This window comes from Bacillus sp. FSL R7-0685, from assembly GCF_038002425.1.
Taxonomy (GTDB): domain Bacteria; phylum Bacillota; class Bacilli; order Bacillales; family Bacillaceae; genus Bacillus; species Bacillus subtilis.
In genome coordinates, this window is record NZ_JBBOCN010000001.1 from 2,603,312 (window position 1) to 2,617,424 (window position 14,113).

A 14,113-nucleotide genomic window follows, 5' to 3' on the forward strand; every position below is an offset into this window, starting at 1 on the left:
AGGTTACAGAAATGGAATACGCCTTACACGAAGTGCTTGAGGTTCAGGAAATGACTGCATTTAAGACACTTTGTTTGACGAAATCTAAAACAATGAAAGCACTGGTATCTGATCCGAAGCTGAAAGAAATCATGCAGCAAGATGTTGATATCACCACACGCCAGTTGCAGGAATTTGCCTCTATTTTATCTTATGCAAAGCACGAATGAGGAGATGAATAAATCATGAATCCTATCATAGAATATCTGACTGGCATGAATGTTCTAACAGACCAAATCATTGCTATGGACTTATTAATTTCAGCAAAGAACGGAGTCAGAAATTATGCGATGGCAGCCACTGAAGCCGGAACACCTGAAGTAAAAGAGGTACTTATCCGCCATTTGGAAGAAGCACTCGATATGCACGAACAACTCTCAAACTATATGATGGAAAAAGGCTGGTACCATCCTTGGAACCCTGACGAACAAGTCAAGCTGAATTTAAAAAATATTGATACAGCCATTCAATTGCCAACCCTTTAACATACAATGACTGATTTGCTGAGGAACAGTATTGATTGGCCACAACTGTTCCTCAGCTTCAAGTTGAATCGCCATGAGCACTGTTTTTTCGGGCTTAACCCGCTTTTCCCCATCTGATCTCCGATAATGTTTGCAAATTCTCCAATCCAAATAAGGAATCGTAACCACCTCTTTTTATGCGATCTCTTGATGGAGAAAACAGGCCAGAAACAAAATCCTTCGTTTTTGCCCTGCCCTCTTCACACGCAAAGAATGCTACCTTCTTTGCTCCACTGATCCGTGAAGACTTTCCGTTTTAGGCCTGCTTTTGAGCTTTGCCTCGTTTTCGCGCAATTTCCCATCATAATCTTTAATTTTTGTGTCTAATCTTTTAATTGTTTCATCAATTTCTTTCCGCTTCTCTATCAGCCGCTGTCGTTCGTCAGCCAGGATATTTTTTCGAGCTTCTACTGTACGGTCACCTTCGGTAAATAATGTTGTATATTCAATTAGCGCTTCTATCGATAGTCCCGCATTTCGCATGCATTTAATGAATTCAATCCATTTGATATCTTCTTCATCATAGTCGCGAATGCCGCTGTCTTTTCGTTTTACAGGCGGGATTAATCCTACACGTTCGTAATATCGGAGTGTTGCGGCTGTCAGGCCAAACTGCTTTGCCACCTGAGCAATATTCATGATCTTCACCTCTCTATCCTGTATGTTGTGAAGGTAACACTTAAAGTTAACTTTAAGTCAAGCTCAAAACAAGTGGTTAGCTGCTGAATCTGGGTTTATATATTCGGTACTTGCCTTAAAGCACAATTTAAACTCTATACTTCTCCATGCACTAAAAACAGTGTAGATGGAGGGATTGCTGAATGGCAAATAAACAAACTGCCGGAAGAGAACAATTAGGAGAATTTGCGCCAAAGTTTGCTGAACTTCATGATGATGTTCTATTCGGTGACATTTGGGCAAGAGAAGAAGAACTTTCATCCCGGGATCGCAGCATGATTACAGTTTCTGGATTAATTACTGACTGTTTCTCAGCTTATAAATCAGGTTCATTTTAAATGGTTTTTTTAAAAAACCCTTGCCTTAAAGCAGACTTTAAGGTTTATCGTTATGTTGAAGACACCATAAAACATAAATAAGTGCATGTTTTTATTTACAACACTTATGATGAAGAAAGGATAGGTTCATATGTGTAATCAACATCAAACCCGTGTATTAAGCGTGTCACATGCAAAAGCCAAATTTGAACAAACGACGATTGAGCGAAGAGGATTACGGCCGCACGATGTCTTAATCGATATTAAATTCAGCGGTATTTGCCATTCAGACATTCATAGCGCTTTTGATGAATGGGGCGGTGGCATCTTCCCAATGGTGCCTGGACATGAAATAGCCGGTGTCGTAACAGCCGTTGGAGCAGAAGTCACCAAGTTTGCTGTCGGAGACCGCGTTGGTGTCGGCTGTTTTGTTGACTCTTGCGGAGAATGCGAATACTGTCTCAACGGAGAGGAACAATTCTGCACGAAGGGTGTTGTTCAAACGTATAACTCAGTAGACTACGACGGAAACCCCACTTATGGCGGGTACAGCCAAAAAATCGTTGTCACTGACAGATTTGTTGTTCGCATACCAGATCGTTTGGAAATGGATGTTGCCAGTCCGCTGTTGTGTGCAGGTATCACCACGTATTCCCCGCTGAAACACTGGAATGTTGGCCCTGGTAAAAAAGTTGCGATTGTAGGCGTGGGTGGCCTTGGACATTTGGCGATTCAATTTGCACATGCGATGGGTGCAGAGGTAACCGTTCTGAGCCGTTCCATGAATAAGAAAGAGGAAGCTCTGGAACTCGGTGCAAATCATTACTTTGCAACAAGTGACCCAGCTACATTCACTGCATTGGCCGGGCGTTTTGACGTGATCTTAAATACGGTATCGGCAAATCTCGATGTAGATGCCTATTTATCAATGCTTCGTATAGACGGGACACTTGTAAACGTTGGAGCTCCTGCCAAGCCGGACACATACAGTGTGTTTTCCCTAATCATGGGGCGCCGCAGCATTGCAGGTTCTCTAGTCGGCGGAATTCAAGAAACTCAAGAGATGCTGGATTTCGCAGCTGAGCATGGCATCGAACCTAAAATCGAAGTCATCGGAGCTGACCAAGTGGACGAAGCATACGAACGTATCCTCCGAAGCGATGTCCGTTATCGATTTGTGATTGATATTTCCACATTGTAATAGGTTAGTCCTTATATGGGCTGCCGCTTTTATTGAAACTCACGAAAAATGATCTCTTTAAGCAAATATTTTGAAGGCCGGTCAATCTTCCTGTTATTCTATGAATAGAGAGTTATTAGGAGGGTTTTTTATGAGCAAAAAAATTGCAGTTCTTGTTACAGACCAATTCGAAGACATCGAATATACAAGTCCGGTAAAAGCATACGAAGAAGCTGGCTACAGTGTTGTGGCTATCGATTTGGAAGCCGGCAAAGAAGTTACCGGTAAGCATGGCGAGAAAGTAAAGATTGACAAAGCCATCTCTGATGTGGATGCAAGTGACTTTGATGCACTTTTAATTCCTGGGGGATTCTCTCCGGATTTGCTTCGTGCAGATGACCGTCCGGGTGAATTCGCAAAAGCATTTGTCGAAAACAAAAAACCTGTTTTCGCAATTTGCCACGGCCCGCAAGTACTGATTGATACGGATCTTCTAAAAGGCAAAGATATCACAGGCTACCGCAGCATCCGCAAAGATTTAATCAATGCCGGTGCAAACTACAAAGATGCAGAAGTAGTCGTCAGCCACAACATTGTCACAAGCAGAACACCTGATGATTTGGAAGTATTTAACCGCGAATCATTAAATTTGTTAAAATAAAACGAGAAGGCACAGACTGTTCAGGTCTGTGCCTTTTTTAAAATTAAGACTCCTTCTTTACATTCTGAAAGACAGCAGTCGCGTCCCACACATTCAAGCCAAATTGGCCTTCTGAAAATGCGGAATCATTTGCATCAATCACAAGACGATCATCTAAATAGATTTTAAAGCGATCGCCCTCGGCCTCTGTTTTCAGATGATACTTTTTATTAACGTCTATCGGTGTTTTGTATTCAGCAATGACAGAAGCAGCACCGTTCTCAAATTTAAAGAATTTCACTAGATCATGCTTCGCATCCACATTGGCAAGGTAACCGTTTTTGGCATCTTTGTCAGAGCGAAACATTAGTGCTCCTGCCCCTCTTCCGTTTCCATCCTTAATGGTGATATCAGATTCATAAGTGAAGTCTGACCCGGATGCTGAAGACAAGATAAAGGAATCTCCGTCCGACCTCCCTTGTTTCCCCTCAATTGTGTCTGCCCACGTGCCATTTACAGTCGTCCAGCCAGTCAAATTGGACATAAAAGGTGACGTTCCCCATACCTTTTTTAAAGGGTGTATGGTTAAAGATTTTACCTTTACACCGCCATTTGCAGCATATAATTCAAGCCCTTTGCTTGATCGGTCTGGGAGAATAATATCTGTTATGACCTGCTTTCCGTCATTCCCAAATACTTCAACCGAGGAGCGGTCAACAAAAATGCGCAACTTAACCTTCCCATTTACCGGCTTCAACAGGGCTGTTTCTTTTCCGGTGTTAAAGGCCGGATTAAAGGTGTCGTTGCCTGACTCGCTCCGGTCAACGAACAATTTGGCGTTCCTTCGGTCATAGCCGACCTTCGTAAATTGATTTTCACCTGTTCGGACCTTAAAACCAAATTCAGCAGCTGAACCAGGGCTTACTTTAAATTCTGCATTTATTTCATAGGCATCTCCAGATTGCCCCGCTAACACATTATGACTTGCAGGCGATATGGTCAGATTCTTCCACTTCTTAGAGGTTCCGCGAATGGTTTCCAGCTCTTTCACCGGTGTTTGGACCACTCTAACCCCTTCGGTAAACGCTTTCAATTTTAACTCTCTTGGAATGGACGTTGCACTTCTCCATGGGGATGTCGGAACATCATTCGCATATTGCCAATTGCTCATCCACCCTAACCATAGCCGGCGGCTGTCTGTGGATGGAATATCAGACCAGGATACAGCCGCATAAAAGTCTCTGCCGTAATCCGTCCAGAGAACTTTGTTTGGCGGGTTTTCATTTTTAAAATGAGTTCCATCAAAGTCCCCTACAAAATATTGCATGCCTGATCCTCCCGAGACCGCTCCGTTTCCGACACTGACCTGCATGACCCATTTTTTTCGATTCGGATTGCCGTCTACCGGAAGCTCAAATAAATCCGGGCATTCCCATACTCCCCCGTGGCTTCCTTGATCCTGTCCAAATTCACTTGCATACGTCCACTGCTTCAGATTTTTTGATGTATAAATGAGGATTCGGTCACCGGCCGCAAGCACCATCACCCACTTTTTTTCTTTCTCATACCAAAAGACTTTTGGATCGCGAAAATCTTTTTTACCCGGGTTTGGAATGACAGGGTTGCCAGCGTACTTCGTCCATGTTCTTCCTTTGTCGTTGCTATAGGCAATACTTTGCACTTGATGGCCTTCCCGATCCTGTGTATAAATGGCCACAAGCGGCTTCTCTTTGCCTGTTTGAAAACCGCTTGTGTTATTTTTATCTACAACTGCGCTTCCAGAAAAGATCGTGCCTTTTTCATCCGGATACAGCGCAACAGGAAGGTGTTCCCATGTAACCAAATCTTTGCTGACGGCATGCCCCCAATGCATGGGCCCCCACTGAAGCCCGTATGGATGGTATTGATAGAACAAGTGATATTCCCCAGCATAATATACCATTCCGTTTGGGTCATTCATCCAGTTTGCCTCCGGTGTGAAGTGGTATTGAGGACGGTAATCCTCATCATAGTAGCTTGAATCGGCTGCATCTGCCGAAAATGCCATAGTCAACAGCAGGGTGAACATGATCATGACTTGAATCAGTCTCTTTTTCATTTGTTCCTTCGCTCCTCTCTTCATGTTTGAACACTTTCAAGAGAGACTGCTGCGCAAGCTGGTCCGTTTCTGGCAATTCTCCTCTGTTACACTGTTATCCGAATGATTTATATATGAAAAGACTGCTGCAGTTTCTCTCTCTTTCCTTCACACACCTTATGCTAAGAATCCAGCCCAATACCCGAGAATCCCGATGACAAAGATGCCGCAAATAATGAGAAGTGGATTCACCCCTTTGCGAAGCATCCATGCCACCAATAACGTTAATCCGAGAGGCAGCGCACCCGGCATAATGCTGTCTAACACGTTTTGTACCGTTTGAACATCTACTTTTCCGCTTTCATCCTTAATCCTGGATACAACGATTGGAATGTTGATGGTGGTCCATTTGGACACAAGAGCCCCCATAACAAATAACCCGAGAATCGAAGCGCCCTCTGTAAGCTTTTGAATGCGATTCCCCGCTAAATCCTGAAGAATCTCCATTCCTTTCACATAGCCATACTTTAATCCGTAATATTTTGTGCTTAATCTTATGGCATTCAGCAAGAAAAAGAATAGCAAAGGGCCGGCAATGTTTCCTCCTAAAGCAAGGGAGGCTCCTAGCGCAGCTAAGACAGGACGAATCGTTCCCCAGAAAATTGGGTCGCCTACGCCCGCTATTGGTCCCATCAAACCAATTTTCATTCCGCTTATCGCTTTTCCGTCAATTCCTTTATTGTTCGCCATTTCTTCTTCCATGGCTGCCGTCACGCCAAATATAGGCGCTGTCAGCCACGGATGTGTATTAAACCATTCCAAATGCCGCTGCAAGGCTTCGTTTCTTTTCGCTCCGGGACCGTACAATTTTTTGATCGCCGGTATCATGACATAACAATATCCCATTGCCTGCACACGTTCGAAGTTAAAGGAACCGAGTAAAAAATTTGAACGAATAAACATGCTGAAAATTTCTTTCTTCGTTAATCGTTTTTCTTTCTCCATTTTTTCTTCCCCCCTCATCGTTTAGGCATCAAGATCATCATCATCATCGTCATCATAAACAGCAACACTGCCACTGTCTGATGCGGCCGCGACTGCTCCGTGAGCGCTTTGTTTTTGCATCACCTGCTGGTATAAAAGCGCCAGACAGAGACCAAGGGCTCCAAATCCCACTAAGTTAAAATCGGTAAACGCCGCTAATAAGAAACCAATATAGAAAAATGGCTTTAAATAAGGAATATTCATCATATTGATCACCATGGCATACCCGACTACCACAATAATGCCTCCGCCTATTTGCAGTCCTTTTGTAATGACATCAGGAATATTTCCCAGGAACGCCTGAACAGCGCTGACACTAATTAAAGCAACAATCAATGTAGGAATCATGACGCGCAAAGCTTGAAACACCATCGCGGTAATATGCATAATTTCAATTCCTTTTATATTTCCCGCTTTTGCATATTGATCAGCGCGGTGGATGAAAAAGACAGTGATCGTCCGAACAAAAATCGTCAGCGCCTGACCCGCAGCTGCTAAAGCAACAGCGACAGCAATCCCTTCGCCAATTCCTTGATCAGCGGTAATAACTAAAATGGTTGAGATGACAGAGGCGATCGCTGTATCAGGTGCCATGGCAAGCCCGACGTTCATCCAGCCGAGCGCCATCAGCTCCAGTGTGCCTCCAAGAATAATTCCCGTTTTTAAGTCCCCGAGCACCAAGCCAACTAACGTACAGGCCACTAGCGGCCGGTGTGTCTGCCCTTCATCCAATACACTTGCGATTCCGGTGATTGCTGCAATGATTAACAACAAAATAATTTGTAATGAAGACATGCTCTCATCCCCTTGATTATTTTGTTACGTTCCGTAAAATCTGTACAAAATCCTCACTGGCATCTGAAGGCAGCTGCCTCAATTCCAGTTTCACGCCCTTGTCACTTAATGTTTCAAATGCCTTTATATCTTGTTCTGTGACACTGACTGATTTTGTGATTTGCCTGCGATGATTTTCAAAACGCATTCCCCCGACGTTTACGGTTTTGATCGGTACACCTGCTTCTATAAGAGATACAATATCGGACGGATTTTCAAACAAGAGCATTGCCGTTACCCCTTCGTAGCGCGGACTATGAAATGCTTTTGCCATTTTAGAAACCGAGACGGCACTCGCCTTTACATTTGAAGGCGCAACAGAAAGGATCAGCGTTTTTCTCATTTCGTCCTGAGCAATATCGTCGGAGACAACGATGATTCGGTCGGCTGCATGGACTTTTATCCACCTTGTCAGGATTTGGCCGTGAATAAAGCGGTCATCAATTCTTGCTAACACAATGTTCATCATAATTCATCCTCTCTTGTATCTTGATTGGCTGTTTTTACTTTTTCTAAATGTTCACTGCACACTTGAAAGCTTTGCTGACTCATTGCTTTTAAGTTGTTCAGCAAATCTTTGAGAGCCAGATGTTCTCTCAGGCTTAATACCTCCAGCAGAATCGGCAGGTTTACGCCGGCTGCCATATCCATTCTTTGATCCTCAGCAATAAAGGAAGCTGCCGCGTTATATGGCGTCCCTCCAAAAATATCGACTAAAAAAAGCACTTCATGTTCTTCCGGGATATCCTTGAGCGCCTGATGATATTTTTCTTGCAGCGTTTGTATTCCTTCCCCTTTAAAAAACGGCACTGCAATCAGGTTATTTTCTTCACCGAATATCATCCCTGAAGACTCTTTTAATGCTATGGGAAAATCTCCATGACCGCTGATAATAACTGAAATCATATCTATTGCTCCTTTCCTGTTTTGTACATCCATATATAATGCAAGGATCGTGCCAACACAGTTGTGTTAAGCGTTTTCATTGTTATTTCAGCCAATAGCAATTTGTTGTTGAAACACTTAAAACGAAAAAAATAAACCTGTATTAAAATGGTGTTCCATTTAATACAGGTTCATATGAAAAAACTGTTTTTAAAACAGCTGGCCATGCACTTCTTCAGCAAATATGGCGGCTATAAATAATTTTTCATCATCACTTATGCGAAGTCCGAGCTTTTCTTCATAAGGGGCTAATGTTCGCTCTGTCACGTACACCATTTCCTTCAGCTGATCATTGATCTCTTCTTCCTCTGAGAAAGCGATCGGATTCTGCTTAATTACCCTTTCAAAGGCGAAAGCCGTGTGCATAATGACTTTGATCAAAACCGCATTATTGAAAATGACCCCCAGCTCATCTTGAACGGTTTGCAGCCACTCCAATAACATTTCGATCACATGGTGGGGATTCAAGAAGACAAGGTATTTTTTCAGGCTATCCTCGCAAAGCTCCCTGACAATAATATTTGCTTCGTTCAATCCATTGCTCAAGGGGATGCTTCCTTTTGTAATCGCCTGTTGAATCAGCTTCTCTCCCTCCCCTTCAATTAACACTTCTAAAGATACATGCGGAGCATTGATTTTAGGGTCTTTCGTTCCGACTGTCGCAAGGATTTCATACTCTTTTTCGATTTCTTTTATGCTGTTGGCCAGCTTAATCGATGATACGGTCAATATGTGAATCGGTGTATCGGAGGCCTTGTTTACGATCGTGGTTAGAATGTCTTCCAGCTTTTTGGCCGTCCCGCTGCCCGTGGTGCAGATGGATACCAATGCCTTCTTTTTGCCGGGTGCCGCTGGCTGACGCTCCCACAACTCGATAAAATCCTTCGTGACCGATTGATAGATCGCATGCAAATTTAAATTCAAATAGTTGACCTTTCTGACAGCATCCAGCACCATTGAAGTCGTAACATTGCTGATCGTTTTAATGGAAATTCCTGTCTTTTCCTCCAGCCTGCTTTCCAGCATTGCAAGCGACCCCATATCTACCAGCATTAAAACACCTTCACCTTCATCAACCTGTTTCATTTTTTCTGCTACGCATTCAAGAATGTCCGAAGGTGAAACAGAAAGCGGCATATCGACTGCTGCAATCGGCGTGCTCCCCAGCAGTTCTGTCGCGACTTCAACCATCGAACTCGCCGTGCTGTTTCCATGAGCAGCCACGATAATACCGACTCTTTTGTTCTCCTTTAACGATTTGATGGAATGAATTAACATCGTTAAGTAGATGACTTCTATTTCAGGAATAGCCACTTTAAAATATTCCTGAATTTTATCTTTAAAAATCATCGCCACCCGATATTCTTTCACATGAGTATCACGAATTTCATCTGTCTCCTGTGTATTCAAAACATCAATTTGCTTTCCTCGCTTTAAAAATGCGTCAATATGCATACTCAAGAAATAAATAAACTTACGGTCAAATGTGCAATCCAGCTCATGTTCAGCTATTTCTTTTAACTGTTTTGTCATTTGAATCACGTCATCTTCAACGAATGTCAGCAGGTTGTCTTTTTGAAAAGCTTGATGATGAAAAAAACTTCTGACATGCAAATGGACATCAGTCAAGATGTATTGGTTAATATCCTTTTTGGATAAACCTTCTTTCATAAGCGTTTTCACTTTTTCCTCAATCAAATGATATAAGTTAAATGAGAGGTCTTCGTCAATTTTTGTTGTTTCATCTTCTACAATCGGAGAGATAATCGTTGTAATATTGACATATTCAGAAATGGCTTTGCTTCTTTGCATGTTTTTGCTGCTGGACATCCATTCTTGCTTGATTTCATCAGGCAGATCGCGAACAGTCAGTTCAATAACTTCATTTCTGTCAAGGTTATGCAAAAATCCGTGTGCGCAAACTAACTGGACATTTGATTTCAGCTGTCCGACATTTCCAAATTTCGCAGAGTGAATAAGCGCATTATAGACATCGATATGCACACTCAGATTCTTCTTAATTCGCTCTGCTTCTTTCCCTAATAAAAACGTCGTCAGATCCACTCTTTCTTTAAGCGATCGTTCTTCAAGCGAAGGAATATGAATGGTCATTGGGATTCTTCGCAAAAACGTTTTCAATAGTGCAGAACTCGGATTTTCTGTAGTCGCACAAATAAACAATACGTTCGATGTTCGTTTATGTTCAGATTCTCCAAGCCTGTTATAAGAACCGCTGTCAATAAAATAAAACAGCATTTCTTGTCCCTCGGGAGGGAGACGGTGGATTTCATCCATAAAAAGAATGCCCCCATTGGCCTGTTCGACTAAACCCGCCTTATCCTCGGCAGCACCTGTAAATGAACCTTTTTTGTGTCCGAATAATTGAGAAAGCAATAATTGAGGGTTGTTGTAGTAGTCTGCACAGTTAAATGTAATAAATGGTGCGCCGGCCTTCAATATGTCAGAGTAAATGGCAAACTGGTAAATTCGGTTCGCAAAAAGGGATTTACCGGAACCAGTCGGCCCTAGGAGGAGCATATGCAGACCGTTCGGCGGATAAAAGACAGCTGCTTTTGCCTGGGAGATCGCTTTCTTCAAACTCCCTTTTGCCCCTATCATAAGCTCTAGGGGATTCGTGGAAATGTGTTGATGATTTTGCTTTGAATTTCCGGAAAACGCCTGAAGGTCTTTCACTTCCATCATCTCTGTATCCCATTTCTTGTTGAATAATTTTTCTGCTATCTCGACTGGGATGTATCTTACAGGAAACGTTTTAATTTTGATGACCTTTTTGGACCGGACGAGATTGTTCAATTCAAAGCTGACATTGGACCGCTCCATTTTCAGCTGCTCGGCAATCTCCTTTGCTGAATTCCCCTGTATTTTTAAAAGATGATCTAAGGTTGAATCATGAAAATTATGCTTGAGCTGATGGTATATTTTATCTATTCTTCTCACGTCTATCATCCTTTGTCCTTATTAGATAAGCCATTAACAAGAATATTTCGAAACTTTATAGTCCGCGTTGAGATTATCTGCTGATACACGTTTAAAAAGGTCTCTATAGCAGATTGACAAAGCTGGCTTTTATGCGTATATGTTTACATGTTGAATCATTTGCATCTCATATTAGTATGATAGATGCTCAGTTCTAGAGGGCCAGTCCCCTTCAAAAGTAATAATCAGTAAACAGTTTATCATTCTCGGGGAATGTAATGATGTCAAAATCATCAATGACAAAAAATGAATCTTATAGATCATGACAAATTACCCAAATATAACCCCTTAAGTTCGTTCACAACTAAAAAGACGAACACTCTATGTGACCGCCACAGTATTACAATTTGCAAAACTTCGTCATTTTGCAATCCACATTGGAGGTTAAGGAATCTGTAAGCTTAAAAACTTTATCTCCGATTCTCTCGATTTGATCCCCCCTGCAGGCCTCAAACATAGTGGGTATGCAATTATACAAATCGTTACCGATTAAAACTAGCCTGTCAGATTGTCCAAATGACTTTCCTGTTTTACTCTGCTATTCAGGTAGAATCACGAGTAAAAATAGAGCCACAAGACATGTAACAGCACTTAAAATAGTTTTAAAATTTAAAAATAAAAGTATCTATTCTTTTAAATGTTATAATATCCGATAAAACTTTACTCATCTTTTTATTACTGGAGGAAAATAAAATTGATAGGCAATTCTAGCAAAGACAATTTTGGCCAGCAACAGAAATTGTCTAGAGGCCTTAAAAACAGGCATATACAATTAATGGCGATTGGAGGTGCAATCGGTACAGGTTTATTTTTAGGTTCAGGTAAATCCATCCATTTTGCAGGGCCATCCATTTTATTTGCTTACTTGATCACCGGCGTATTTTGCTTTTTCATTATGCGTTCGCTCGGAGAACTGCTCTTATCAAATGCGGGATACCACTCTTTTGTTGATTTTGTAAGGGACTATTTAGGAAACATGGCAGCATTTATCACTGGGTGGACCTACTGGTTCTGTTGGATTTCCCTCGCGATGGCTGATTTAACGGCGGTCGGCATTTATACGCAATATTGGCTTCCCGATGTGCCTCAATGGCTGCCGGGTCTTCTTGCGCTTATTATCCTGCTGATCATGAACCTTGCCACCGTTAAACTTTTCGGAGAATTAGAATTTTGGTTTGCATTGATCAAAGTCATTGCCATACTGGCTCTGATCGTAACTGGTATTCTCCTGATTGCGAAAGGTTTTTCCGCAGCTTCCGGCCCTGCCAGCCTCAACAACCTTTGGAGCCACGGCGGCATGTTCCCAAATGGATGGCATGGGTTTATCCTATCTTTCCAAATGGTCGTCTTCGCTTTCGTGGGTATTGAACTTGTTGGACTGACAGCAGGTGAAACAGAAAATCCCCAAAAAGTGATCCCTAAAGCCATCAATCAAATTCCTGTCCGGATTTTACTTTTTTATGTTGGCGCACTTTTCGTGATTATGTGTATCTATCCTTGGAATGTGTTGAATCCAAATGAAAGCCCATTTGTTCAGGTCTTCTCTGCAGTAGGCATCGTTGTGGCTGCCAGTTTGATCAATTTTGTTGTATTAACATCAGCCGCATCAGCTGCAAATAGCGCTTTATTCAGCACAAGCCGAATGGTCTATTCACTTGCAAAGGATCATCACGCACCTGGACTATTAAAGAAATTAACTTCTTCTAACGTGCCAAGCAATGCGCTGTTCTTTTCATCCATCGCCATTCTGATTGGCGTTAGTCTGAATTATTTAATGCCCGAGCAAGTCTTCACACTGATTACAAGTGTTTCTACAATATGCTTCATTTTTATTTGGGGCATCACGGTGATTTGCCATTTGAAATATCGAAAAACAAGGCAGCATGAAGCGAAAGCAAACAAATTTAAAATGCCTTTTTACCCATTATCCAACTATTTAACACTTGCATTTCTCGCGTTCATTCTTGTCATATTGGCACTGGCGAATGATACACGTATTGCTTTGTTTGTCACCCCGGTCTGGTTTGTTTTATTGATTATTTTGTATAAGGTGCAAACCCGCAGAGGACATAAGATGAAATAAAAAAAAGACAAGGGATACTCACTCCCTTGTCTTTTTTATAGGGCAAACACTAAATTAAACTTTGGTTTCAAATTTCATTTAAGTGTTAACTCAAACCAGTTTTGATGCCGAAACCTACTAATATTATTCCGGTAATTTTTTGAAACACTTTCTGGAACTTTGAGTTTTTCATCCATTTTTTTGCGTAATCAATAATATAAACAAGAAACAGAAACCACAACACCGCTAATAAGGTTAGGATTGAAGCTAAAATAATGAGCTGCTGGTTTATATTTCCGTTCAAATTGATAAATTGGGGCATGATTGTAACATACACCAAAACAGTTTTAGGATTGAGAATGTTACTGAGTGATCCCTGCATAAAGGAAGTTTTATAATAACGTTTCGGAGAACTTGCCATATTTTTTGCTTGGGATTGCATGTCATCTAACGAAAACATACTTTTAGCAAAAAAACTTTTTACACCTAAATAAATTAAGTATGCCGCTCCCAAATATTTGATCGTTGTGAAAAGAATCACTGACTTTGCGATCACCACTGATAATCCTAAAATGGCAATCACCGTCCAAAAGGAAAGTCCTGTTGCCAATCCGAGAATGTTATAACGGCCGGCTTTCGGGCCATACCTAAGCGTATTTTTCATCACAAGCATCGTATCTGCCCCCGGTATGATAACCATCATGGCAGCGATCGGTATGTATGCGAGTAAGCTGTGCATTGTTCTCTCCCCCTTTAAAAATCCCCTCAATCATATA

General features: G+C 41.8%; 15 protein-coding genes and 1 pseudogene. 7 read left to right on the top strand and 9 right to left on the bottom strand.

The features are described from left to right. Positions 1-11: 11 nt before the first annotated feature. Entirely contained in the window at positions 12-209 is a 198-nt protein-coding gene (locus tag MKY50_RS13670; protein WP_264099079.1) for a hypothetical protein, read from the top strand. 15 nt (positions 210-224) lie between these two features. Continuing rightward, positions 225-524, top strand: a complete 300-nt coding sequence (locus tag MKY50_RS13675) for a spore coat protein (RefSeq protein ID WP_080529600.1) — start codon at positions 225-227, stop codon at positions 522-524. 255 nt (positions 525-779) lie between these two features. Here the strand turns inward: MKY50_RS13675 and adhR are convergent, their stop codons facing one another. Then, a complete protein-coding gene (adhR, locus tag MKY50_RS13680) occupies positions 780-1,202 on the bottom strand; it encodes an aldehyde stress transcriptional regulator AdhR (protein WP_004398725.1) in 423 nt (140 codons plus the stop codon). Positions 1,203-1,384: 182 nt separating this feature from the next. Between adhR and MKY50_RS13685 the strand changes: the two genes are divergently transcribed. The 3 genes from MKY50_RS13685 (at position 1,385) to yraA (ending at position 3,399) form a co-directional block, all read left to right on the top strand. Further along, complete coding sequence (locus MKY50_RS13685) at positions 1,385-1,579, top strand: carboxymuconolactone decarboxylase family protein (RefSeq protein WP_251233095.1); 195 nt, start codon at positions 1,385-1,387, stop codon at positions 1,577-1,579. A gap of 130 nt (positions 1,580-1,709) precedes the next feature. Continuing rightward, complete coding sequence (gene adhA, locus MKY50_RS13690) at positions 1,710-2,759, top strand: formaldehyde dehydrogenase AdhA (RefSeq protein ID WP_014480388.1); 1,050 nt, start codon at positions 1,710-1,712, stop codon at positions 2,757-2,759. A gap of 130 nt (positions 2,760-2,889) precedes the next feature. Then, positions 2,890-3,399, top strand: coding sequence for a cysteine protease YraA (gene yraA, locus MKY50_RS13695; protein ID WP_341116833.1), 510 nt, complete (start codon positions 2,890-2,892; stop codon positions 3,397-3,399). Positions 3,400-3,442: 43 nt separating this feature from the next. Here yraA and sacC read toward each other — a convergent pair whose 3' ends face one another. From sacC to levR, 7 genes are all read right to left on the bottom strand, one after another. Beyond that, a complete protein-coding gene (sacC, locus tag MKY50_RS13700) occupies positions 3,443-5,452 on the bottom strand; it encodes a levanase (protein WP_341117319.1) in 2,010 nt (669 codons plus the stop codon). Beyond that, positions 5,385-5,552 carry a hypothetical protein gene (locus MKY50_RS13705; RefSeq protein ID WP_119123072.1) on the bottom strand — a complete coding sequence of 56 codons (168 nt, stop codon included), beginning with the start codon at positions 5,550-5,552 and terminating at the stop codon, positions 5,385-5,387. Before MKY50_RS13705 ends, sacC begins: the two co-directional genes overlap by 68 nt. Before the next feature lie 80 nt (positions 5,553-5,632). Then, a complete protein-coding gene (levG, locus tag MKY50_RS13710; protein WP_003229834.1) occupies positions 5,633-6,460 on the bottom strand; it encodes a PTS fructose transporter subunit IID in 828 nt (275 codons plus the stop codon). 21 nt (positions 6,461-6,481) lie between these two features. Continuing rightward, a complete protein-coding gene (gene levF / locus MKY50_RS13715) occupies positions 6,482-7,294 on the bottom strand; it encodes a PTS fructose transporter subunit IIC (protein WP_133954247.1) in 813 nt (270 codons plus the stop codon). Between the two features lie 16 nt (positions 7,295-7,310). Then, positions 7,311-7,799 carry a PTS fructose transporter subunit IIB gene (gene levE, locus MKY50_RS13720; protein WP_004399158.1) on the bottom strand — a complete coding sequence of 163 codons (489 nt, stop codon included), beginning with the start codon at positions 7,797-7,799 and terminating at the stop codon, positions 7,311-7,313. Next, positions 7,799-8,239 (bottom strand): PTS fructose transporter subunit IIA, encoded by a 441-nt coding sequence (gene levD, locus MKY50_RS13725; protein ID WP_003246144.1) that lies wholly within the window; start codon positions 8,237-8,239, stop codon positions 7,799-7,801. Before levD ends, levE begins: the two co-directional genes overlap by 1 nt. 189 nt (positions 8,240-8,428) lie before the next feature. Next, positions 8,429-11,236: a transcriptional regulator LevR gene (gene levR / locus MKY50_RS13730; RefSeq protein WP_341116836.1), complete on the bottom strand. Its 2,808-nt coding sequence runs from the start codon at positions 11,234-11,236 to the stop codon at positions 8,429-8,431. Positions 11,237-11,791: 555 nt separating this feature from the next. On the opposite strand from levR, the pseudogene MKY50_RS13735 reads away from it, so the two are divergent. Together MKY50_RS13735 and MKY50_RS13740 are read left to right on the top strand one after the other, a co-directional pair. Next, a pseudogene (locus MKY50_RS13735) lies at positions 11,792-11,931 on the top strand (hypothetical protein). Positions 11,932-11,969: 38 nt separating this feature from the next. Then, positions 11,970-13,358 carry an amino acid permease gene (locus MKY50_RS13740; RefSeq protein ID WP_077671553.1) on the top strand — a complete coding sequence of 463 codons (1,389 nt, stop codon included), beginning with the start codon at positions 11,970-11,972 and terminating at the stop codon, positions 13,356-13,358. A gap of 85 nt (positions 13,359-13,443) precedes the next feature. Here the strand turns inward: MKY50_RS13740 and MKY50_RS13745 are convergent, their stop codons facing one another. Then, a complete protein-coding gene (locus MKY50_RS13745) occupies positions 13,444-14,076 on the bottom strand; it encodes a LysE family transporter (RefSeq protein ID WP_003229828.1) in 633 nt (210 codons plus the stop codon). Positions 14,077-14,113: the final 37 nt, after the last annotated feature.

Excerpts from the sequence above, each read along its gene's own strand:
- levG (WP_003229834.1), bottom strand. The coding sequence starts at position 6,460 with ATGGAGAAAGAAAAACGATTAACGAAGAAAGAAATTTTCAGCATGTTT.
- adhR (WP_004398725.1), bottom strand. The coding sequence starts at position 1,202 with ATGAATATTGCTCAGGTGGCAAAGCAGTTTGGCCTGACAGCCGCAACA.
- levD (WP_003246144.1), bottom strand. The coding sequence starts at position 8,239 with ATGATTTCAGTTATTATCAGCGGTCATGGAGATTTTCCCATAGCATTA.
- MKY50_RS13685 (WP_251233095.1), top strand. The coding sequence starts at position 1,385 with ATGGCAAATAAACAAACTGCCGGAAGAGAACAATTAGGAGAATTTGCG.
- yraA (WP_341116833.1), top strand. The coding sequence starts at position 2,890 with ATGAGCAAAAAAATTGCAGTTCTTGTTACAGACCAATTCGAAGACATC.
- MKY50_RS13670 (WP_264099079.1), top strand. The coding sequence starts at position 12 with ATGGAATACGCCTTACACGAAGTGCTTGAGGTTCAGGAAATGACTGCA.
- adhA (WP_014480388.1), top strand. The coding sequence starts at position 1,710 with ATGTGTAATCAACATCAAACCCGTGTATTAAGCGTGTCACATGCAAAA.
- MKY50_RS13745 (WP_003229828.1), bottom strand. The coding sequence starts at position 14,076 with ATGCACAGCTTACTCGCATACATACCGATCGCTGCCATGATGGTTATC.
- MKY50_RS13675 (WP_080529600.1), top strand. The coding sequence starts at position 225 with ATGAATCCTATCATAGAATATCTGACTGGCATGAATGTTCTAACAGAC.
- levF (WP_133954247.1), bottom strand. The coding sequence starts at position 7,294 with ATGTCTTCATTACAAATTATTTTGTTGTTAATCATTGCAGCAATCACC.
- sacC (WP_341117319.1), bottom strand. The coding sequence starts at position 5,452 with ATGATCATGTTCACCCTGCTGTTGACTATGGCATTTTCGGCAGATGCA.
- levE (WP_004399158.1), bottom strand. The coding sequence starts at position 7,799 with ATGAACATTGTGTTAGCAAGAATTGATGACCGCTTTATTCACGGCCAA.